This window comes from Mesorhizobium loti CJ3sym (genome assembly GCF_000472785.1).
In the GTDB taxonomy this organism is placed as follows: domain Bacteria; phylum Pseudomonadota; class Alphaproteobacteria; order Rhizobiales; family Rhizobiaceae; genus Mesorhizobium; species Mesorhizobium loti_E.
In genome coordinates this window covers 176748-195271 of sequence record NZ_AXAL01000001.1, presented here as the reverse complement: position 1 = coordinate 195271, position 18524 = coordinate 176748, and the positions used below count along the sequence as shown (strand labels likewise).

General features: G+C 62.1%; 22 protein-coding genes. 11 read left to right on the top strand and 11 right to left on the bottom strand.

Annotation, left to right across the window (positions count from 1 at the left end; translation table 11 throughout):
• The first annotated feature begins 39 nt into the window (after positions 1–39).
• The gene (locus A3A9_RS0101125) at positions 40–1308 is read left to right on the top strand and encodes a cysteine desulfurase-like protein (RefSeq protein ID WP_033838254.1); all 1269 of its coding nucleotides are present in this window, start codon (positions 40–42) and stop codon (positions 1306–1308) included.
• Positions 1309–1323: 15 nt separating this feature from the next.
• Here the strand turns inward: A3A9_RS0101125 and A3A9_RS0101120 are convergent, their stop codons facing one another.
• The 5 genes from A3A9_RS0101120 to A3A9_RS0101100 form a co-directional block, all read right to left on the bottom strand.
• Entirely contained in the window at positions 1324–2352 is a 1029-nt protein-coding gene (locus A3A9_RS0101120; RefSeq protein WP_027057148.1) for a histone deacetylase family protein, read from the bottom strand.
• Positions 2349–2861: a GNAT family N-acetyltransferase gene (locus A3A9_RS0101115; protein WP_082221792.1), complete on the bottom strand. Its 513-nt coding sequence runs from the start codon at positions 2859–2861 to the stop codon at positions 2349–2351. The genes A3A9_RS0101120 and A3A9_RS0101115 overlap by 4 nt, the downstream gene beginning before the upstream one ends.
• 209 nt (positions 2862–3070) lie before the next feature.
• On the bottom strand, positions 3071–4000 hold the full coding sequence (locus A3A9_RS0101110) for a 3-keto-5-aminohexanoate cleavage protein (protein ID WP_027057146.1): 930 nt from the start codon (positions 3998–4000) through the stop codon (positions 3071–3073).
• Positions 4001–4004: 4 nt separating this feature from the next.
• A complete protein-coding gene (locus tag A3A9_RS0101105; protein WP_027057145.1) occupies positions 4005–5390 on the bottom strand; it encodes an aspartate aminotransferase family protein in 1386 nt (461 codons plus the stop codon).
• A 1-nt stretch (position 5391) separates the two neighbouring features.
• A complete protein-coding gene (locus tag A3A9_RS0101100; protein WP_027057144.1) occupies positions 5392–7035 on the bottom strand; it encodes a N,N-dimethylformamidase beta subunit family domain-containing protein in 1644 nt (547 codons plus the stop codon).
• Between the two features lie 154 nt (positions 7036–7189).
• Here A3A9_RS0101100 and A3A9_RS0101090 point away from each other — a divergent pair, with 154 nt between their 5' ends.
• The gene (locus A3A9_RS0101090; RefSeq protein WP_027057143.1) at positions 7190–7438 is read left to right on the top strand and encodes a ParB N-terminal domain-containing protein; all 249 of its coding nucleotides are present in this window, start codon (positions 7190–7192) and stop codon (positions 7436–7438) included.
• Between the two features lie 133 nt (positions 7439–7571).
• A complete protein-coding gene (locus A3A9_RS0101085; RefSeq protein WP_027057142.1) occupies positions 7572–8057 on the top strand; it encodes an SRPBCC family protein in 486 nt (161 codons plus the stop codon).
• Positions 8058–8090: 33 nt separating this feature from the next.
• On the opposite strand, the gene A3A9_RS0101080 is transcribed toward A3A9_RS0101085, so the two are convergent.
• Entirely contained in the window at positions 8091–9119 is a 1029-nt protein-coding gene (locus tag A3A9_RS0101080) for an isopenicillin N synthase family dioxygenase (protein WP_027057141.1), read from the bottom strand.
• A gap of 115 nt (positions 9120–9234) precedes the next feature.
• On the opposite strand from A3A9_RS0101080, the gene A3A9_RS0101075 reads away from it, so the two are divergent.
• From A3A9_RS0101075 to A3A9_RS0101055, 5 genes are all read left to right on the top strand, one after another.
• A complete protein-coding gene (locus A3A9_RS0101075) occupies positions 9235–9633 on the top strand; it encodes a GFA family protein (RefSeq protein WP_027057140.1) in 399 nt (132 codons plus the stop codon).
• Between the two features lie 149 nt (positions 9634–9782).
• Positions 9783–9980: a hypothetical protein gene (locus A3A9_RS0101070; protein ID WP_027028707.1), complete on the top strand. Its 198-nt coding sequence runs from the start codon at positions 9783–9785 to the stop codon at positions 9978–9980.
• Between the two features lie 196 nt (positions 9981–10176).
• Positions 10177–11049, top strand: coding sequence for an undecaprenyl-diphosphate phosphatase (locus A3A9_RS0101065; protein WP_027057139.1), 873 nt, complete (start codon positions 10177–10179; stop codon positions 11047–11049).
• Between the two features lie 135 nt (positions 11050–11184).
• A complete protein-coding gene (locus A3A9_RS0101060; protein ID WP_027057138.1) occupies positions 11185–11811 on the top strand; it encodes a transglutaminase-like cysteine peptidase in 627 nt (208 codons plus the stop codon).
• A 121-nt stretch (positions 11812–11932) separates the two neighbouring features.
• Complete coding sequence (locus A3A9_RS0101055; RefSeq protein WP_027057137.1) at positions 11933–12724, top strand: phosphodiester glycosidase family protein; 792 nt, start codon at positions 11933–11935, stop codon at positions 12722–12724.
• On the opposite strand, the gene A3A9_RS0101050 is transcribed toward A3A9_RS0101055, so the two are convergent.
• Together A3A9_RS0101050 and A3A9_RS0101045 are read right to left on the bottom strand one after the other, a co-directional pair.
• Positions 12721–13350 carry a DedA family protein gene (locus A3A9_RS0101050; protein ID WP_027057136.1) on the bottom strand — a complete coding sequence of 210 codons (630 nt, stop codon included), beginning with the start codon at positions 13348–13350 and terminating at the stop codon, positions 12721–12723. The genes A3A9_RS0101055 and A3A9_RS0101050 overlap by 4 nt on opposite strands.
• A 24-nt stretch (positions 13351–13374) precedes the next feature.
• Positions 13375–14346, bottom strand: a complete 972-nt coding sequence (locus A3A9_RS0101045) for a DUF1402 family protein (RefSeq protein WP_033838253.1) — start codon at positions 14344–14346, stop codon at positions 13375–13377.
• 230 nt (positions 14347–14576) lie between these two features.
• Between A3A9_RS0101045 and A3A9_RS0101040 the strand changes: the two genes are divergently transcribed.
• The gene (locus A3A9_RS0101040; protein ID WP_027057134.1) at positions 14577–15647 is read left to right on the top strand and encodes a glycoside hydrolase family 25 protein; all 1071 of its coding nucleotides are present in this window, start codon (positions 14577–14579) and stop codon (positions 15645–15647) included.
• A gap of 33 nt (positions 15648–15680) precedes the next feature.
• Here A3A9_RS0101040 and A3A9_RS0101035 read toward each other — a convergent pair whose 3' ends face one another.
• The 3 genes from A3A9_RS0101035 to A3A9_RS0101025 all read right to left on the bottom strand — a co-directional run bounded on the left by A3A9_RS0101035 (position 15681) and on the right by A3A9_RS0101025 (position 17597).
• Complete coding sequence (locus A3A9_RS0101035) at positions 15681–15863, bottom strand: hypothetical protein (protein ID WP_027057133.1); 183 nt, start codon at positions 15861–15863, stop codon at positions 15681–15683.
• 412 nt (positions 15864–16275) lie between these two features.
• Entirely contained in the window at positions 16276–16653 is a 378-nt protein-coding gene (locus A3A9_RS0101030) for a VOC family protein (RefSeq protein WP_027057132.1), read from the bottom strand.
• Positions 16654–16685: 32 nt separating this feature from the next.
• On the bottom strand, positions 16686–17597 hold the full coding sequence (locus A3A9_RS0101025) for a LysR substrate-binding domain-containing protein (protein WP_027057131.1): 912 nt from the start codon (positions 17595–17597) through the stop codon (positions 16686–16688).
• Positions 17598–17700: 103 nt separating this feature from the next.
• Here A3A9_RS0101025 and A3A9_RS45050 point away from each other — a divergent pair, with 103 nt between their 5' ends.
• Positions 17701–17871, top strand: coding sequence for a hypothetical protein (locus A3A9_RS45050; RefSeq protein ID WP_202596340.1), 171 nt, complete (start codon positions 17701–17703; stop codon positions 17869–17871).
• A 288-nt stretch (positions 17872–18159) separates the two neighbouring features.
• Positions 18160–18402, top strand: a complete 243-nt coding sequence (locus A3A9_RS46470) for a lysozyme inhibitor LprI family protein (protein WP_245278952.1) — start codon at positions 18160–18162, stop codon at positions 18400–18402.
• Positions 18403–18524: the final 122 nt, after the last annotated feature.

The following is an 18524-nucleotide window of genomic DNA, read 5'->3' as shown; positions in this document are numbered from 1 at the left end:
GGGTACGGAATTATTGGAAATAGCAGAGGGGTGGAGACAATGGTGGGTTTTCCAATCGAGGCCGTGCGTGGAAAATTTCCGGCGCTTTCCCTGACCGACAAGGGCCGCCGCCGCATCTATCTCGACAACCCCGCCGGCACGCAGGTGCCGCAGGCCGTCGCCGATGCGGTGTCGCGCTGCCTGCTGACCACCAATGCCAATCTCGGCGGCTATTTCGAAACGACGATCGCCGCTCAAGCTGTCGTCGACGACGCGCATCAGGCGATGGCCGATTTCCTTGGGGCAGCGAGCCCCGGGGAAATCATCATCGGCGCCAACATGACGACGCTGACCTATCACATGTCGCGTACGCTCGGCCGCGGCTTCAAGCCCGGCGACGAGATCATCCTCACCCGCATGGACCATGAGGGCAATGTGTCGCCCTGGCTGCAACTGGCCGAGGATCTTGGCCTCGTCGTGCGCTGGCTGCCATTCGATGAAAAGAGCTGGCAGGTCGAGGAGGCGAAGCTGGCTGATCTCTTGTCTGACAAGACACGGCTGGTCGCGTTGAATTATGCCTCGAACCTGACCGGTTCGATCAACCGGGTTAAGTCCCTGACTGCCATTGCAAAACAGGCCGGCGCGCTAGTCTATGTCGATGCCGTCCAGTTCGCGCCGCATGGCCTGATCGACGTCAGCGATCTCGGCTGCGATTTCCTGATCTGCTCGGCCTACAAGTTCTTCGGCCCGCATATGGGCATTTTGTGGGGGCGGCGTGACGTTGTCGAAGGCCTGAAGCCCTACAAATGTCGTTGTTCGTCCAATGGCTTGCCGGAGCGGTTCGAACTCGGCACACCGCAGATCGAACTGATGGCCGGCCTCACGGCGGCAGTCGACTATTTCGCGGAACTGGGCGCTGCCGCAGGAGAGGGTGGTTCGCGCAGGCAGAAGGTTGCCAGGGCGTTCGAAGTGTCGATCGCCTTTGAAAACCCGTTGGCGCAAAGGCTGATCGATGGCCTGTCCGACATTTCAGGCCTGACCATCCGCGGCATCACCGATCCGAAGCGGCTCGGTGATCGCGTTCCGACGGTCTCCTTCACTGTCGAAGGCATCGTGCCGGAGACGGTCGTCCGGCAGATGAATGCTGAAAACATCTTCTTGTGGTCCGGTCACAACTACGCCTGGGAGATCGTCCACCAGCTCGGCATTCCGGCCGAACAAGGCGTCGTGCGCATCGGCATCGCGCATTACAACACGGCTGGCGAAATCGACGAGACGCTGGAGAGCGTGCACCGGGTCATCGCCATGCTCAGGCAGCAGCGCTCTTAACGCCTGCTTGAATCTCTACCGCGCCTTGCCGCCGAAGCCGGTGAGGAAGGCGGTGAGGTTGTCGCCGAGTTCGTCGCAGAGATAGCCGCCTTCCTGGACGATGACCGTGGGCAACTGGAGCTTGGCGATGGCTTCGCCGATACGGGAAAAACCTGGCGTCGTCACCGAAAGCCCGCCGAACGGATCGCCCTCGAATGCGTCGAGACCGAGCGCCACGACCAGTGCGTCGGGTGAGAAGGACCGGATGCGCTGGAACGCCACCTCGAGTGCTTCCAGAAACGTAGCGTCGGCGGATTTGCGCGGCAGTGGCAGGTTGAAATTATAGCCAAGGCCAGGCCCTTCACCGCGTTCGTAGGCATGGCCCCAGAAGAACGGATAGAAACGCACCGGATCGGCGTGCAGTGAGACGGTGAGCACGTCAGGCCGCGCATAGAAGATACCTTGCGTACCGTTGCCGTGATGCAGGTCGACATCGAGGATCGCCACCCGCGCCGCCTGCTTGCGCAGCACTTGCGCCGCAACTGCCGAATTGTTGATGAAGCAGAAGCCGCCGGCGACGTCGGCAAAGGCATGGTGGCCGGGCGGGCGGCACAGCGCATAGGCGGCTGGCGCGCCGGTCATCACCGTTTCGGCGGCGTCGACCGCGCTCCACGCGCTCCACAGTGCGCTTTGCCAGGTCTCGCACGAGATCGGGCAAGCCGTGTCGGCCATATGGTAGCCGGCCTGGCCGACGGCTGATGCCGGATAGGAGCCGTTGCGCGCGATCGGATGGATGTTGGGGATCACCTCCGCCGAGGCGCCATCGATGCGCTGCCAGCGCTCAAAGATGTGTTCGAGGAAGTCGAGATATTCAGGCGTATGCACCGCTGAGACAGGGGCGAGCCCGTGATTGCGTGGCCGCTCGATCGTGCAGCCGGCAGATTTTGCGCCGGCTAACAATCTCTCAACGCGTTCGGGTTTTTCCGGATTTGGTTGCGGCGCACCACTGGAAAGAAAGGCTTTGGGGTCGTGCCGCTTCTGCTCCTCGGCATAAAGGGCTTTCATTCCTGATCCCCATTTTCCGGTGCGTCGGCGAAGACAAAAAAGGCCTCGCCGAGGATTTTTTGCGTCTGTTCGTAGCTCGACCAGGCAATGCCTAGTCTTTCATAAAAGGCCTTGGCGCCCTCATTGTCGGTATCAACGGACAGTCTGAGATAGACGCCCCCGTCCTTCCGGCACTCTGCCGCGACGCGCCGCAGCAAGCGCTGGCCGATCTTGCGGCCGCGAAACCGGTCCTCGACAAAGAGGTCCTGCACATAGACGCCGGGCCTTCCCATCCAGGTCGAGAAGATCGGGAAATGAAGACACAGGCCGGCGAATTCGCCGCCGACTTCGGCGATCAGCGTCGAGAAGGCCGGCTTTTCGCCAAAGCCGTAGCGGCGGAGGTCGTCGGGTGTGGACGTGATCTCCTGATGGGCGCCGATATGGGTGCCGAGTTTGAGAAGCGCGGCGTGGATGGTGTCGACGTCGTCGATTGTGCCGTGACGGAGGGTGACTTCAGATGAGTTGCTCACGATAGGCAAGGTGCCCAGGCACCCCCCTCTGTCCTGCCGGACATCTCCCCCGCAAGGGAGGAGATGGGCAGCTTCCGCAGTGTCGCACATCTTGCAACGGTGGAGATTGGCGAAACCGTTCGCGGCATCCGATCTCTCCCCTTGCGGGGGAGATGTCCGGCAGGACAGAGGGGTGTGTGAAGGAACGCCGTCATCTCAGAACCATCGCCTCAAAACGCCACCCGATCGCCACCTTTCAGCGCCAGCATCTCACGCGCCTCGGCCGGCGTAGCAACCTCCAGCGACAGGCCATCGAGAATGCCACGGATGCGGCGCACCTGATCGGCGTTGGATTTCGCCAACTGGCGGCCGTCGTAGAGGCTGTCTTCCAGGCCGACGCGGACGCTGCCGCCCATCGCGGCTGCAATCGAGATCAGCGGCATCTGCTGGCGGCCGGCGGCCAGCACCGAGAACTGATAACTGTCGCCGAACAGCTTGTCGGCGATGCGCTTCATATGGATGAGATTGTCCGGATCGGCGCCGATGCCGCCCAGAATACCCAGCACGAACTGGATGAAGAGCGGCCCCGACACCAGTCCGCGGTCGCGGAAATGCGCCAGCGAATAGAGGTGGCCGACATCGTAGCATTCGAATTCGAAGCGCGTGCCGCAGCCCTTACCCAGCCTTTCGAGCACGCCCTCCATGTCGGCGAAGGTGTTCTTGAAAATGGTGTCGCGGGTGGCCTCGAGCAGTTTTGGTTCCCACTCGTGCTGCCACTCGCGTGGTTTGTCCAGTATCGGGAACAACGCGAAGTTCATCGAGCCCATGTTGAGCGAACACATTTCGGGCTCGGCCCGTAAAGGTGCCGCCAGCCGCTGGTGCAGCGTCATCAGCGAGGAGCCGCCGGTGGTGATGTTGATCACCGCATCGGTCGCCTGCTTGATGCGCGGCAGGAACTGCATGAACACGTCCGGATCGGCGGTCGGTCGGCCGTCCTTGGGATCGCGGGCGTGCAGATGCAGGATCGAGGCGCCGGCTTCCGCCGCCGCGATCGCATCGGCCGCGATCTGGTCCGGGGTCACAGGCAGATAGGGCGACATTGACGGCGTGTGCACGGAGCCGGTGACGGCGCAGGTGATGATGACTTTTCGCGGCGCCATTTTTTTAGCCCTGACCTTCGACCGGCAGGTCGAGCTCGGCGGCCAGCACTTCCAACGAGTCGCCGATGATGGAGACGATCTCGCCGACCTGTTCGCTGGTAACGATCATCGGCGGCGCGACCATGAAATTATCGCCGTCGACACCACCCTTGACCCTGCGGCCATAGATGATCAGCCCGCGCTCATAGGCGAGATCGAGCAGCCGCTGCGTGGCTTTCTTGTTTTGGTCGATCGGACGCAGCGTCTGGGGATCGGAAACCATCTCGGCGCCGGTAAGCAAGCCCTTGCCACGCACATCGGCAATGAATGGAAAGCGCTTGGCCAGCCCTTTCAGCCCGTCCATCAGCACGTCGCCCATGGCAGCTGCATTGGCGATCAGGTCGAGCCTGTCCATTTCGCCGAGCACGGCAAGGCCGGCGGCACAGGCCAGCGGATTGCCGGCATAGGTGTGGCCATGCTGGAAGCCGCCGGAGGCAAGCAGCGGCTGCACCAGCCGCATGGGAGCTGCCAGCGCGCCAAGCGGCGCGTAGCCCGAACCCAGCCCCTTCGACAGGGCGACGATGTCGGGCTTGCAGTTCCAGTGGTCGCCTCCGAGGAATTTCCCGGTGCGTCCGGCGCCGCTCATCACCTCGTCGTGGATGAGCAGGATGCCATAGCGGTCGCAGATCTCGCGGATGCGCGCATAATAGCTGTCCGGCGCCACCAGGGCGGCTGTTGCCGCACCGCCGATAGGCTCCATGATGAAGGCAACGACGCTGTCTGGGCCTTCCGAAAGGATTTTCTCCTCCAGCATGTCGGCATAGCGCACGCCGCGCTGTTCAAGCGAAAGATTGTCGCGGTCGCGCCAGGCGGTTGGCGCCGGCACGGTCGGCATCACCCGCATCATCGGCTCAAAGGTTTCGGCGAGCGCGTCGTCGCCGGTGATCGACAGCGAACCCAACGTGCCGCCATGGTAAGAGGGGAAGCGCGCAATCACCTTCCAACGGCTGGGCTGGCCGGTGGCGACAGCCCACTGCCGCGCCAGCTTGATGCAGGATTCCGTCGCTTCCGAGCCACCCGAGACGAAGAAGATGCGGTCCATGCCCTCCGGCAATTTGCCGGCCAGTTCACGCGCCAGTTCCTCAGCCGGCTCGTTCTCGAAATGCAGGCGGTAGGCGAAGGTGGCGCGGTCCATCTGCCGCTTCATGGCGTCAAGCACATTGCGGTTGGAATGGCCGATATTGGCGACCATCGGGCCGCTCGAGCCATCGATGAAGCGGCGGCCGTCCTGCGTCCACATATAGATGCCTTCGGCGCGATCGATCAGCGGCCGGCGCAGGCTGGACAGGTAGAACAGATGCGATTCTCGGCGTGCCTCGGTGACTTCAGCGGCGGTCTGGGTCTTCGACATGTCAGGACTTTCCAAGGTAGTGATCGAGGACATTCTGGGTGACGCGTTCGACCATCGGATCTTGTCGTAGCAGGCCGGCCACCCATTCGCAGCTTCCGGCGTGGAACACCTCGCCCTTGCCGCGCGGGAAATTGACGATCATGCCATTGCCGCGTTTGACTTTTTCGAGATTGGCGTCGCTCGCCTCGCCAAACAAAGTCTCGGCGGTGAAGCGGCCATCCTCGTCGGTGAGGAACTGGTCTTCGATCGGGATGTCGGCGCTTTCTTCAACCTGGCTGGCCATGCCGACAGCGAGAACCTGCAACCCGTCGGGCGCACCGCTGTCTGATGTGGGGTAGGGCAGGCCGCCGCGGATCTCGAAGTCGAGCCCGTCGACCTCATAGCCATAGACATGGCTGTCGGCGCCCAGCAGATCGCCATAATAGATGCCGGTGCCGGCAAAGGCCCAGTGTTCGGGCCGGTAGACCGGGAAACCCCGCACGCCGCGCGGCGCGCAGCCGCCCCAACCGGCATAGACACCGCGTGTCGCGTTGAGGCCGAAAGTCGCCGAACCCGGCCTGCCGATTTCCGGCGCTTCCCAGGAATTTGTGGCACGGGTAACGTCGCCGCCACCGAGATAGGCTGGGTCCTCGGCGCGCGCGCGGTATTTATAGCAGACCTGCCGGCGGCCCTCGTCTTCCAGCCGTGTCTGCCACATAAAATTGCCGGCAAAGCGCGCCGCATGGCCGCCGCGTTCGACATAGGTGTCGACCGCGTCGCGCATTTCCCAGGTCCAATACTCGTCGTGTCCGACGAAGACGGCGCAATCGTAGCCGTCGAGAATGTCGGGCGAAAAATGCAGATCGTGCTGGCTGGCGAGATCGACGGCATAGCCGGCCCGCTCGGCGAAACGGAAGAAGTGACTGTCATAGCTCGCCCAGCCCGATGAGGCGTATTTCTTCGAATGGCCGGTGGCCAGCGCCCATTCCATGTGGGGATAGCGCGGGATTGTCTTCGGCGGTACGGCCACTTCCAGCGGCACGCGCGGCGCATCCTTGGGCAACACGACGAAGCCACGGCACCAGGGGCGCTGCGTCGACACAATGGGCGAGTACTGGTTGCGGTCCGGCCCGGTAATGCCCTGGTAGTGGTTGGAGCCACCCCATGTGTTGTAGGCAAGCCAGGTGCCCGTCGCCGCCACCTGCAGCACACGGCCAGGCTTCTTGCCGGGCTGGGGGCTGACGATGAAGAGATGACGGGATTGGATCGGTTTGCCGTCATGGCCAGCGGCAGTCAGCGTTATCAGGTAGGCACCGGACGGCCAGTCGTTGCCGACACGGAATTCGAAGGCGGCTTCCCAGCCGCAACCCTCGGCGGAACACTGGTCGGGCGAGTCCTGCCAGACCGCCGCAATGCCTGATGTCTCGAACACTTTCGTCTCGGTGCCGCCGTCTCGAACGATCGCCATGTTGAATGCCGGAGCCGTCGAATTGACATGCAGCGTCACCGTCTCACCGGCGCGATAGGAAAAGCGGTCGCTGTAGCACCAGATCTCGCCGCGCTCGCCGTCCATGCCTGGCCATTCGTAATAGTGACCGCGCACCGCGTGACGGCGCTGCTCGGGCGTCAACCCGAAATCGGGGAATTCGGTAGGCAGATGGGTCATGAACACCGGAAAGGATCGAAGGCGCCATTTCGGCCATCTGCCCGCCAAGCGTCAAATGGAAACGATCGGGCCAGCATTTGCTTAGCCGCTCTTGGCCGCACCCGGCAAAGCGACTATCTCAGGCGAGGCGGTATTTTCCGCCTCGGGAGCCAGTATGCTCAGAGTGCAAAAGGTCAAGCTCGACGATATCTACGTGCCGACGGCGCGCAAGAAGACGCTGCACCCCGAGACCGTGCGGAGTCTCGCCGAGGACATTCTGGAGAATGGCATGAAGACGCCGATCCAGGTCCGCCACGACGGCAAGCGCCATGTCCTCGTCGAGGGCCTGCATCGGCTCGAGGCGGCGAAGTGGCTCGGCGAGACCGAAATCGACGCTTATCTGGTGCAAGCCAAGCGCCACTGACTCTGCCCGCCTCGTCGCAATGCGGGCGGCTCCAGAATTTTTCACTGCCAGAATTTTTCACTGAAAGTGTCGGCTTGCGTTTGATCTGCTCGTCCTCGGGACGGAAGCCAAGATCAAACCTGAGGAGACCACTGTGACCACCAAGCTCGACATCGCCCCCGCCAATGACCGCGAACTGGTTCTCGCCCGCATCATCGATGCGCCGCGCGAGAACGTCTATCGCTGCTGGAGCGACACCAAACTGCTGACGCAGTGGTTTGCGCCAAAGCCGTGGACGACGCCGCGCGCCGAAATGGATGTGCGCACCGGCGGATCGAGCCTTGTCATCATGGCTGGCCCGGACGGCAATGAATTTCCCAACCCCGGCGTTTTCCTGGAAGTCATTCCCGGCAAGAAGATCGTCTTCACCGATGCCTATACAAAGGCTTGGGAGCCATCGGAAAAGCCGTTCATGACCGGCGTGCTGACCTTCGAGGACGAAGGCGGGGGCAAGACCCGCTACATCGCACGCGTCCGGCACTGGAGTGTTGCCGACCGCGAACAGCACGAGGCGATGGGTTTTCACGTCGGCTGGGGCCAGTGCACCGACCAGCTCGAGGAACTCGCCAGGACGCTCTGATACGAGACGGCTCGACGACGACCGCGCCTGGGCTCAGCAAGCCCTAGCGCGGTGTGGCTGACGCAAATGCTTGATGCCGCTCATCTCGACGAAGTTCGTCGCCGATTCCCAGAGATAGTCGCCATAGAGAAATGGCAGGAAAGGTTCGGTGCCGCTCAACGGCAAGGGCGCGATCTCGGCATCGACACGCGGTTCATAGAAAAACGGGATCGAGAATCGCGCCGTCTTCGGCGCGATCACCCGGTGCCGCGTTGCCCGGACACGCCCGCCGGTCCAGCGTTCCAGCAATTGGCCGAAATTGACCGCCAGCGTGCCGTTGGCGGGCGGCACGTCGATCCATTCGCCGGCAAGGTTCTTTGCCTGCAAGCCCTCGACGCCGTCCTGCGCCAGCAAGGTGACGAAACCGGAATCGGCATGCTCGCGGCCGATGACGGTGCGTTTCTCCCCCTTGTGAACCACCGAGAACTCCGGACCGCTGGTGTCGACGCCGGCGTTCGCGTCGCGCAAGGGATAGCGGATCAGGCGCAGCGTCGAGATGCCATGCTCGAAATAAGGATCGAAGATCGTTTCCGGCAGGCCAAGTCCGCGTGCGATCGACCGCATTAGCGCGTTGCCGACCGTCTCCATCGCGCGATAATAGTCCGCCGCGGCCGTGCGCCAGCCGGGCAGTGTATCTTCGGCTGGCAGCGGCGTCGGTTCGCACAGCGGATCTTCGGAGGCCGAAACACCTGCTGTGTCAGCTAGGTCCGGCCCCATGTCGATGCCTTCCTTGTAGGAAACGGCTTTCGGCTGCAGCGGGAACCAGCCACGATAGACATTCTTCCGGGTGCGGTCGAAATTCCAGCGCAGCAATTTCTGCTTCTCGCTGTCGGGAAGGGTGAAGACACGCAGCAATTGCGCTCGGTTGCCGGGCGTCAACCAGGCGTCGCCAGGAAAATCGCGAACCGCCATGAAGCCTATTCCGGAGGCAGCGGCCATGATCCTGGCGTCAGCGCGGTCGCGGGCGGCCGAGGGTGGCCCGAACAGATCCGCGATGCCGATGGTTTCGATGTCTTGCGTCATGATGAGCCTCACCCGCATCACGGTTATCGATGGCATCGTATCAAACCATTTCAATTGACCCTGTCGATCGCGCGACTACCGTGTGACTTATTGTCTCCATTTTTGGATCAGGGCGATGGCCAGATATCAGGGCGGATGTTTGTGTGGGGCGGTTCGCTATAGCGCTGACGTCGATCCCATAAACGAGCGCATCTGCCACTGCAGGCTTTGCCAGAAGGCGATCGGCGCTGCCTTCAACGCGCGCGTGCTGTTTCGCATCGACGAGGTGACGATCGAAGGGCCGCTGGCGACGGTGAACACATCGCCCGATCTTAAGCGCGGCTTTTGCCCCAGCTGCGGCACGACGATGTTTTCGCGTCGTGATTCCGCTGGCATCATCGGCGTCACCACTGGTTCGCTCGACGACCCCACACTCTTCAGGCCGCAGATGCACATTTTCACGGCGTCGAAGCAGCCCTGGGTGGTGCTCGATGATGGCCTGCCGCAGTATGAGGGCGGCCCGCCGCCAGGCTAGTTCTGTCCTTCTGCTCAAGGAGAAGGTCATGCGCGACCATGACCAAAATTTAATCGAAATCACCACGCGATAGCCGGCAAATCGTCATTGGCGGGCCATCATTGTCTTCCTATCTATGCAGCGCGGGCCGGCATTCGAGGAGACGACGGATGGACCACAGCATCAGCACCCTGGACGAGCTTTTGAGCGATCCGATGGTTCTGCTTGTCATGGAGCGCGATCGCGTGCGCCCCGAGCAGGTACGCATGCTGCTCGAACGGGCTCGCCGCCCTTCGGCCGAGGAGCCTGTCGTTCCGCCGGCGCATGTGATTGCCAGGACCTGCCAGAAACTCTGGCTGTGCCCGTAATCGCTTTGCCGTTTTCCCCCCATGAGGACACAGGCCGGCCCCTTGGGCCGGTTTCGGCGCGTGCGCATTCGACGCGGCTGTGCCAGATTACGAATCCGTAAATTGATTATCCAACCCATGACGGTATGGCTTGCCCGGGACTGACCGACACCGGTCATATCAGCGCAAGTTCGATCTCTCACACACGGAACCCGACATGGCTGACATCTGCACCCAGGGCGTGGACACCGGCTTTGTCGGCCTGGGATATGCCAAGGTCGCCTTTCTCGGCCTGGTGCAAGGCATCACCGAATTGCTGCCGATTTCCTCGACCGCCCATATGCGCATCGTGCCGGCGGTGCTTGGCTGGCAGGATCCAGGCTCCGCCTTCTCCGCCGCCATGCAGCTTGCCGCCCTTGCCGCCGTGGTCAGCTATTTCTGGAGCGATGTTAGGGATCTCCTGTTCGGCTCGCTCGACGCTCTCACACGACGCGATTTTGCCGACCGGCATTTCCAGCTGGCGTCCTGGATCGTGCTGGCGACGATCCCGATCGTCATTGCCGGCGTGGCGCTGTCGGGCGTGCTCAATGCCTGCAATTCGCCGCTGCGCAGCCTGAGCGTGATCGGCTGGGCCTGCATCGCCATGGCGATCCTGCTGGCGCTAGCTGAGATTTTCGCCCGCCACAAGCGCACGATCGGCGAAGCCTCGCTGGCCGACGCGCTGCTTGTCGGCGTCGCTCAGATCGGCGCGCTGATCCCTGGCGTCTCGCGCTCAGGCTCGACCTTGACGGCGGCGTTGGGGCTGGGCTTCAAGCGCGCCGAGGCGGCGCGCTTCTCGTTCCTGCTTGGACTGCCCGCCATCGCGCTTGCCGGTCTCAAGGAGTTGTGGGAACTGCACAAGGTCCATCTCGACGCTCATGGCTGGTCGGTTCTTGCCACCGGGCTGGTCGTTGCGTCGATTTCCGCATTCTTTGCCATCTGGGGCCTGATGCGCGTGTTGGAACGCTTCTCGGCCTGGCCTTTCGTCATTTACCGTGGCCTGCTCGGCGTCGTCTTGCTGCTGGCCGTGGCGATGGGATGGCTGGCTTAATCATGCGAAGTGTTGCGCGTGCGCAACCCCTTCGACTGATGAGTAGGCACTCGCAGATGTGATCAAACGCATTCATTGACTTCGGAATGTAACAGCCCTTAACGTTCTGTTAACAAAACAGATGGGTGGGGCCGGATGGCATCCTCGATGGGTTGGCGCCGCAAGGCGCAGGGGCTGGGGCTGGCGGTTGCCCTGACCGCGTTCTGTGTGGCGGCGGGTTCCGCCTATGCCGCGCCTGTTTCCATGGTTGTCGGCGGCTCGACCTCCCAACCGATCGGCCACTATGATTTTTGCAAGATCCATGTCGCCGAATGCTCGATCCGCTCGCCCAACAACGTGCCGGAACATATGAGCAGCAAGCTGCTGCACGATATCTCGGCGGTAAATCTCTCGGTCAACAAGCGCGTCAAGCCGATGAGCGACATGGACAATTACGGCAAGGACGAGTGGTGGGCCTATCCCGACAACGGCTTTGGCGACTGTGAGGACTATGCGCTGGAAAAGCGCCGTGAGCTCAGCAGCTTGGGTGTTCCCGTCGCAAATCTGCTGATGACGGTGGTTCGCAAGACCGATGGCGAAGGCCACGCCGTGCTGACGGTGCGCACCGACAAGGGCGATTTCATCCTCGACAATCTGACCGACAAGGTTCGTCTCTGGAACCAGACGAGCTATCGCTACCTGAAACGACAGGCGAGCGACAACACCGGGCACTGGGTCTCCATCCTCGGTGGCGACGAACAACTGGTCAGTTCGGTCAAATAGTCTCGTCGGTGCTACCGCGCCGGCCCCACATACACTGTCCATACTCCCGAACCGGCCTTCATAGTGCCGGCCGACGGTGCTATCCACGGCGGCTCGTTGGAGCTGGCAATCGGATGGATGCATGGATCTTCTGACACTTCTGAACGCGGCGCCCCTGTTGCTTAGCCTGTTCAAGTCGGCGCTGCCGCAGGCGGTCGCCACCACGATGGCATTCGGCCAATGGTTCGCGTCGGTGCCGCCGTGCCACGACTTCGCCTTCGAGTCGTCCAGCTACCTCGTCTGCGAGGTCGATCCGAAGCTGTATTCGATCGAATTGTTCTGGAAGGATCCGGCCGGCAAGCCATATCAGTCGCTGCACAATCTCGACGACGCCCAGCGCGCGGCCGGCCGCACCATGCTGTTTGCGATCAATGGCGGCATGTATCATCCCGACCTCAGGCCGGTCGGCCTCTATGTCGAACGTGGCCAGGAAATGGCTAATGTGAAGACGGGATCGGGAACCGGCAATTTCTCGCTGCAGCCGAATGGCATCTTCTACATCAGCCAAGGTAAGGCGGCGGTCCGGGCGACCAGGGACTTCGTCAGGAAGCGGCCGTCCACCGAGTATGCGACGCAATCCGGGCCGATGCTGGTGGTCGACGGCAAGCTGCATCCGAAATTCCAGTCCGACGGCACGTCGCGCAAGACCCGCGACGGGGTCGGGGTGCGCAAGGATGGCGTCGCGGTTTTCGCCATTTCGAACGGCACGGTGAATTTCCATTCATTCGCGCGACTGTTCCGGGATGCGCTCGGCTGCGACAATGCGCTGTTTCTCGACGGCTCGATTTCGAGCCTGCTCGCGCCCGCCATCGGCCGCAACGACGATTACTGGAACCTGGGCCCGATGATCGGGGTGTTTCGAAAGAGGGGTTAGGCGCGGGCGGTTCGCTTGCCCCGCAGCTTGAAAGCAATCACCGCTATGATGATTAAGGCGATTGCGGCGATCGCCGCTATTCCGAACAGGCTGGTCACATCGAGTTCGGGGAAGCTGCCGGCACCCTTGGCCACCAACCACCCGGGCGACAGCACGACCGGGGCCCAGATGATCGCCGACAGGATGTTGGCGATCTGGAAGCGGCGCCGGTGCATGCCCATCATACCCGCGACCAGCGGCACGGTGGCACGGACCGGGCCGAAGAAGCGGCCGATGAAAACGGCCCAGAAACCGTAGCGGTGGAAGAATAGCCGCGCCCTGGCGACCTCGCGGCGGTAACGGTTGAGCGGCCATTTGTGGACGACACCACGGCCCAGCCATCTGCCGAGAAAATAGGAGACGGTATCGCCGAGCGCCGCCCCGATCATTGCCGCCAGAAGGACGGGCAGAGGCTGGACGATGCCGGCCCCCACCAGACCGCCGACGATGATAAGCACCGTGGTGCCGGGCAAGAGGATGCCGACCAGCACGAGCGACTCGCCAAAGGCCAGCAGCCCGACCACCAGGCCAGCCCAGGCCTGATGGTTCTCGATGAAACAAACGCTCTGGTCGATGAACGACTGCACGCAGGCTCCTGATAAAAGCGTTTCTCAGCTGCCGCTGTCGAGCAGGCTTCTGAGGTCGTCGAGCTTGTCGTTGACGAGCCAGCCGTAGTAGTTCTCGACCGGCAGCTTGCGGCCCTTGCCGCTGGCGAGAGCCGCCGCCCGTTGCCGGGGCTGGCCGACATTGTAGAGCGTGGCCGTGATGCCCGGATTGCCTGAAATGTCGAAGCCCTGTTCCTTGTAGGCGTCGATGGCGTCGCGCACGATCGCGGCGATGTAGACGATGCTGCGGTCCGGATCCATGACGTCGCGATAGATCGCCTGCGGATGATCCGGTGTGAGCTTGTCGTAGCCGCTCACCTTGTTGACCATGTCCGTGACTTCGAGCGCGGTCAGCGGGCTGATCTGGCCGAGGCCAAATGTCTGGCCGGCGAAGAAGGGCTGGAAGAACGCCTGCTGGAAGGTCTGGGCTTCATAGGTGACGCCGTCGACCGTCTTGCCACGAAAATGCTCGACCCAGACCCTGTCGCGGCAGCTCCACAGGGCAGCACTGTCCCCGGTCTGTGTGCAGGCGGCGAATTCCGGCCGCTGGACAAAGGTCTGCACCGGCATGCCCTTGTAGCGGAAGGAAAAATCGAGCCCGGAATAGGACAGCGCCTTCACATAGTAGGTCTGCACTGAGCCGACGGCTGTCACATTGTAGGTATGTTCACCGACCAGCGCGCCGACGATATGGATGGGGTCGATATCGTAAGCCGTGGCGACTTGCTTGATATGCGCCACCAGTTTCTTCTCGCGCTTCAAGAGCGCAATGATCTTCTCGTATTTCTCCGCGTAGGTGGTCTTGAAGGCGCGGGTTCGCGTCGCCGATGCATCCGGGATCGTTGGTTGCGTCTGCGAGCGATTGCCGGGGGGGACGACGACCAGCCCGCTGGCTTGCGCCGTCCCGGCCACGAGCGCGCCGCTCCAGGAGAGGGCGGCGAGCAGGGGGATGAGGAGAAGCCGCTGCAACGCAGTCATCGGGCGCCTTTTCGGAAATCGCGGAAATGTCGGTGGCCGTAGATTGTCTCAACAGCCACATCATGGCGCTGTCAAGGCTTGGCCGAACGTTGGCAACGGATGTCTTAAACGAGCCACAGCTATGGTAAAAAACTTGATTCAAACTTTATTGGTAATTTCTCGTTCATAACTGGGCTGGTTGTCCGTCGGCCCGTCGCCTTCGGTCTGTTGTGTTCTGAGTACAGGTCCAGATGCGGTTATCAGGCGTCGTCAGTTTCATGATCGCATCGCTGTGCCTTGCCGGCTGTTCGTCGACATCGGGCATGGACGCGCTCGATGTGCAGAAGCCGTCAAACGAGACCACCAGTTCGGTGGTGCGGCCAAGCGCACCGATCGCATCGGTCCCTGTAGCCAAGGCCAAGGCGCGCAAGCTGGCCGAGGCACCGCCCGTGGACGAGCCTGCCCGGCCTTTTGGCCTGGCGGAAGAAGAAACGGCGATGCTCGCAACACCTGAACCGTCCGACAGTGCCGAGCCGCCCGTCGGGGCCGCCGCGCTGGTCTCGACGTCGAAGCTGTTGAGCCGCAATTCGCCGCCCATGTTTGCCGGGTCGATCATGCGTTACGGCTTTCGCGACGCCAAGCCGATCAATTTTGGCAAAGCCTCACCCAGGCACCTTGCCGTGCACGGGGTCGATGTCTCGCGCTGGCAAGGCGACGTCAACTGGGGAAAGCTGCGCGCCCAGGGCGCCAACTTCGCCTACATCAAGGCGACCGATGGCGGCGACCACCTCGACCCGATGTTCATGAAAAACTGGCGCGGCGCCGACGCCGCCGGGCTGAAGCGCGGCGCTTACCATTTCTTCTATTGGTGCCGCGTCGCCAGCGAGCAGGCCGACTGGTTCATCCGCAACGTGCCGAAGGTCGACGGCGCGCTGCCGCCGGTGATCGACGTCGAGTGGAACGGCGATTCCTCCTGCACGCGGCGTCCATCACGCGAAAAGGTGCTGGAGAAGATGCAGGTGTTCATGGACAAGCTTGAGCGTCGCTACGGCCAACGGCCCATCATCTATACATCGCCTGACTTCTACCGCGACAATCTCCAGGGCGCCTTCATGGACTACCCATTCTGGGTACGCGCGGTGGCGCGGCATCCGTCAAAGGTCTATCCCGACCGCAAATGGCTGTTCTGGCAGTATTCCGGCTCCGGCCTGTCGCATGGCGTGACCGGCCGCATCGATCTCAACGTCTTCCACGGCGATGAGCAGCAATGGCGCGCCTGGGCCGGCGGCGGTGGCCGGCAGATGATGGCTGACGTGGATTAGGACTGGTCTCTTGGCACCGCCACCGGCTTACCTTCATTGGAGCTGGTGGCTGCCGCCATTGCGTTCCTCGCTCAGCCGCAACCTCGCCCTCAAGCCCATGATCTCGGCAAGCGCCGCATCGATCATGGTCAGAAGCGTCAGCGTGTCATGCTGGGTTGGATCGGCCCTGACATAAGCGAGCTGGTTCACGATGTCGTCGTCGGCGTCGTCGTTCATGGCCAGTTCCCGGTTGCTATCTTCCTGATGTTCTCATTCGATCTGTTCCATCGTCAAATTGCACCTGTATCACTTCGTCGTGTGGATGGCCGCCGGACCGTCCATCCATACGGTTGGAACGCCAAACTCTATCTTCGGCGACGACGACGCGATTCGTCGAAGGTGGCAAACGCTAGTGCCCCGGAAAATGACGCGAAACTAAGCAGGACCGCGGTGATAATCATGAGGTCGTAAGTCGACATGTTCGCTCTCCTTGGAATGATAGCCGAGGAGACAGGACTGGCGACGCGTCTGCATTGATCTCGATCAACTGACTGGTCGATGCGGGCGCCGGTGCCCGATTGCGCGATTCGGTTGGAAGGCTTTATGTCCGCCTCATGCCGATGAATAGCGGAGGCTGGTAAAGGTGAGATCAGGCCGAAGGCTCGTTGATCATCGCCTCGATGTTGTAGCCATCGGGGTCAACCACGAAGCAGGCGTAGTAATTCTGCGCATAGTCGGGACGCGGCCCAGGTGCGCCATTGTCCTTGGCGCCGGCCTCCAGCGCTGACTGATGGAATGCATCGACCTCTGCCTTGCTGCCGACGCGCAAAGCCACGTGCAGATGGGTGAGGGGCGGCGTCTCGCCGGTTCGCTGGATCTCGAACAGGCAGCCATTGCCGACATCGAAGGCCCAGAACACGCCTTCCTTGCCGAAGGACAGGCGATATCCGAGCGGCGCGAAAGCGCGTTCATAGAAGAGCTTGCTCTTCTCCAGGTTACCCACTTCGATGGTTATGTGATCGATCATTCTGTCCTCAGTTGCGATTGCACCCAGGAAAATTACGTCTGGCGCGCTTCCTGTTCTCGAATATCGGCCGTCTGGGCAAGCACCCAATCCCGGAACACCTTGATCTTGGGTGTGTTGCGGCGGCTTTCCAGGTGCACCAGCCAATAGCCGTCGCCGTCGGACCCGACGATGTCGAAAGGCTGTATCAGCTGTCCCTTCGCCAACAGCACGCTGTAGAGGTTTTGCGTGAGGATTGCGGCGCCCTGGTCGGTCAGTGCCGCCATGGCGTCATAGGCCTGCCCGCCGAGCGCCGGACGCGCGATGACACGAGCGGGATCGAAGGGCACGCCGGCGGCTTCGAACCAGATCTTCCACCAGGGATCGTCAGGGCCGCAGAGCGGCACCTTGTAGAGGTCCTCGGGGTGGCTGATGCCGCCGACGCTCTCGGCCAGTTTTGGGCTGAGCATCGGCGTGTAGTCAGCCTTGAACAGATAGTGAGCGGTCAGGCCGGGCCATTTGCCGGTGCCGGTGCGGATGCCGATATCCATGCCCTCGCGCCCGAAATCGACAAGCCGGGACGATGTATCGACCTTCACGGCCAGATCTGGATGCATCAGCTGGAATGTTCCAAGCCAAACGGCCAGCCAGTTCGACGCAAATGTCGCCATGGTCGTGACGGAAAGCACGCCGCTCGCTCCACCCTTGGTGGCGACCCAGGCATCCGCCAGGGCCGAGAACGCGCTTGTGGCGTGTGGCGCCAATTGCTGCCCGGCCTCGGTCAAGGCGATTTGTCTTGTTTTTCTTATGAAAAGCGGCGTCCCGGCGCGTTCCTCCAGCACCTTGATCTGATAGCTGGCCGCCGACTGGGTCATCCCGAGTTCTTCCGCGGCCTTGGTGAAACTGCCAAGCCGCGCCGCGGCTTCAAACACCCGGATAGCACCCAACGGCGGTAAGTCCCAGCTCATGATGCATCAATCCTCCTGATGCAGGCTACGCGACGTTCGATTGGAAACCAAGGGCAGAACACGGCATTCTCTGGTCATCAACTCGACCTGGAAGGACACGGCAATGACCAACACCACGCTGCACAACGGGTTTCGTCATCAGCTCCTCGATCTCTTCGTTGCGCCCTTCAGGCCCCGGTCGCGCGGCCTGCTCGATCACCGCGCAATGTCGGATCATCTCAAGCGTGATATCGGGCTGCTCGACGGACACGCTTCCGCAGGCAGCATTCGCTGATGCCGCGGGCATATTGCCTCCACAATGGCAGAAGACGATCCTGATGCGCGAACGTCACCCGCGCGTCGGGTCATCTTTGGGGGGAGCAATGCACAAATTTGGGGGAAAGCTCATCAGCGGAGCGCTGGCCTGCCTGTTGCTGACGCTGTCGCCGGCGCCCCTGTGGCCTCGGCTCTGAAAGACCCCACGGCCGAGACACTCGACCGCTGCCTAAATGACCCAGATCATGGCTCTACATCAGGCCAAACCGAATGCGAGACGACGGCGACTGACGATTATGACCACCGCATGAATGCCGCCTACGCCACGCTGATGCACAAATTGCCGCGCGAGGCCGCCCAACAACTGCGCCTGTCGCAGCGCGCCTGGCTGACCTTCCGCGATGCCGAAGCGAAGGCGCGGGACGCGCTCTACGAAACAAGGCAAGGCACGATGTACGTGCCCATGCAGGCCGCTGACGCGACCAATGTCATCCGGGATCGCGCGCTTCTGCTGGAAGGCTATGTCCGTGTCATGGAGATCGATGAGTAAAGCGCCGCTGGCAGCGTCGATCCATCTGGATTTCCCGGGCCGCTCACTCTGGCGGCTTTGCGAATAAGCGAGACATTGCCACCGCCGTGCTGTCTAGTGCCGGTTCCTGCAATCCGGGGGGA

Coding starts and splice junctions, on each gene's coding strand:
- A3A9_RS0101060 (WP_027057138.1), top strand. CDS start 11,185: ATGGCATCCTCGATGGGTTGGCGCCGCAAGGCGCAGGGGCTGGGGCTG.
- A3A9_RS0101105 (WP_027057145.1), bottom strand. CDS start 5,390: ATGTCGAAGACCCAGACCGCCGCTGAAGTCACCGAGGCACGCCGAGAA.
- A3A9_RS0101065 (WP_027057139.1), top strand. CDS start 10,177: ATGGCTGACATCTGCACCCAGGGCGTGGACACCGGCTTTGTCGGCCTG.
- A3A9_RS0101100 (WP_027057144.1), bottom strand. CDS start 7,035: ATGACCCATCTGCCTACCGAATTCCCCGATTTCGGGTTGACGCCCGAG.
- A3A9_RS0101110 (WP_027057146.1), bottom strand. CDS start 4,000: ATGGCGCCGCGAAAAGTCATCATCACCTGCGCCGTCACCGGCTCCGTG.
- A3A9_RS0101045 (WP_033838253.1), bottom strand. CDS start 14,346: ATGACTGCGTTGCAGCGGCTTCTCCTCATCCCCCTGCTCGCCGCCCTC.
- A3A9_RS0101055 (WP_027057137.1), top strand. CDS start 11,933: ATGGATCTTCTGACACTTCTGAACGCGGCGCCCCTGTTGCTTAGCCTG.
- A3A9_RS0101080 (WP_027057141.1), bottom strand. CDS start 9,119: ATGACGCAAGACATCGAAACCATCGGCATCGCGGATCTGTTCGGGCCA.
- A3A9_RS0101070 (WP_027028707.1), top strand. CDS start 9,783: ATGGACCACAGCATCAGCACCCTGGACGAGCTTTTGAGCGATCCGATG.
- A3A9_RS0101075 (WP_027057140.1), top strand. CDS start 9,235: ATGGCCAGATATCAGGGCGGATGTTTGTGTGGGGCGGTTCGCTATAGC.
- A3A9_RS0101120 (WP_027057148.1), bottom strand. CDS start 2,352: ATGAAAGCCCTTTATGCCGAGGAGCAGAAGCGGCACGACCCCAAAGCC.
- A3A9_RS45050 (WP_202596340.1), top strand. CDS start 17,701: ATGACCAACACCACGCTGCACAACGGGTTTCGTCATCAGCTCCTCGAT.
- A3A9_RS0101025 (WP_027057131.1), bottom strand. CDS start 17,597: ATGAGCTGGGACTTACCGCCGTTGGGTGCTATCCGGGTGTTTGAAGCC.
- A3A9_RS0101040 (WP_027057134.1), top strand. CDS start 14,577: ATGCGGTTATCAGGCGTCGTCAGTTTCATGATCGCATCGCTGTGCCTT.
- A3A9_RS0101030 (WP_027057132.1), bottom strand. CDS start 16,653: ATGATCGATCACATAACCATCGAAGTGGGTAACCTGGAGAAGAGCAAG.
- A3A9_RS0101090 (WP_027057143.1), top strand. CDS start 7,190: ATGCTCAGAGTGCAAAAGGTCAAGCTCGACGATATCTACGTGCCGACG.
- A3A9_RS0101035 (WP_027057133.1), bottom strand. CDS start 15,863: ATGAACGACGACGCCGACGACGACATCGTGAACCAGCTCGCTTATGTC.
- A3A9_RS46470 (WP_245278952.1), top strand. CDS start 18,160: ATGAATGCCGCCTACGCCACGCTGATGCACAAATTGCCGCGCGAGGCC.
- A3A9_RS0101125 (WP_033838254.1), top strand. CDS start 40: ATGGTGGGTTTTCCAATCGAGGCCGTGCGTGGAAAATTTCCGGCGCTT.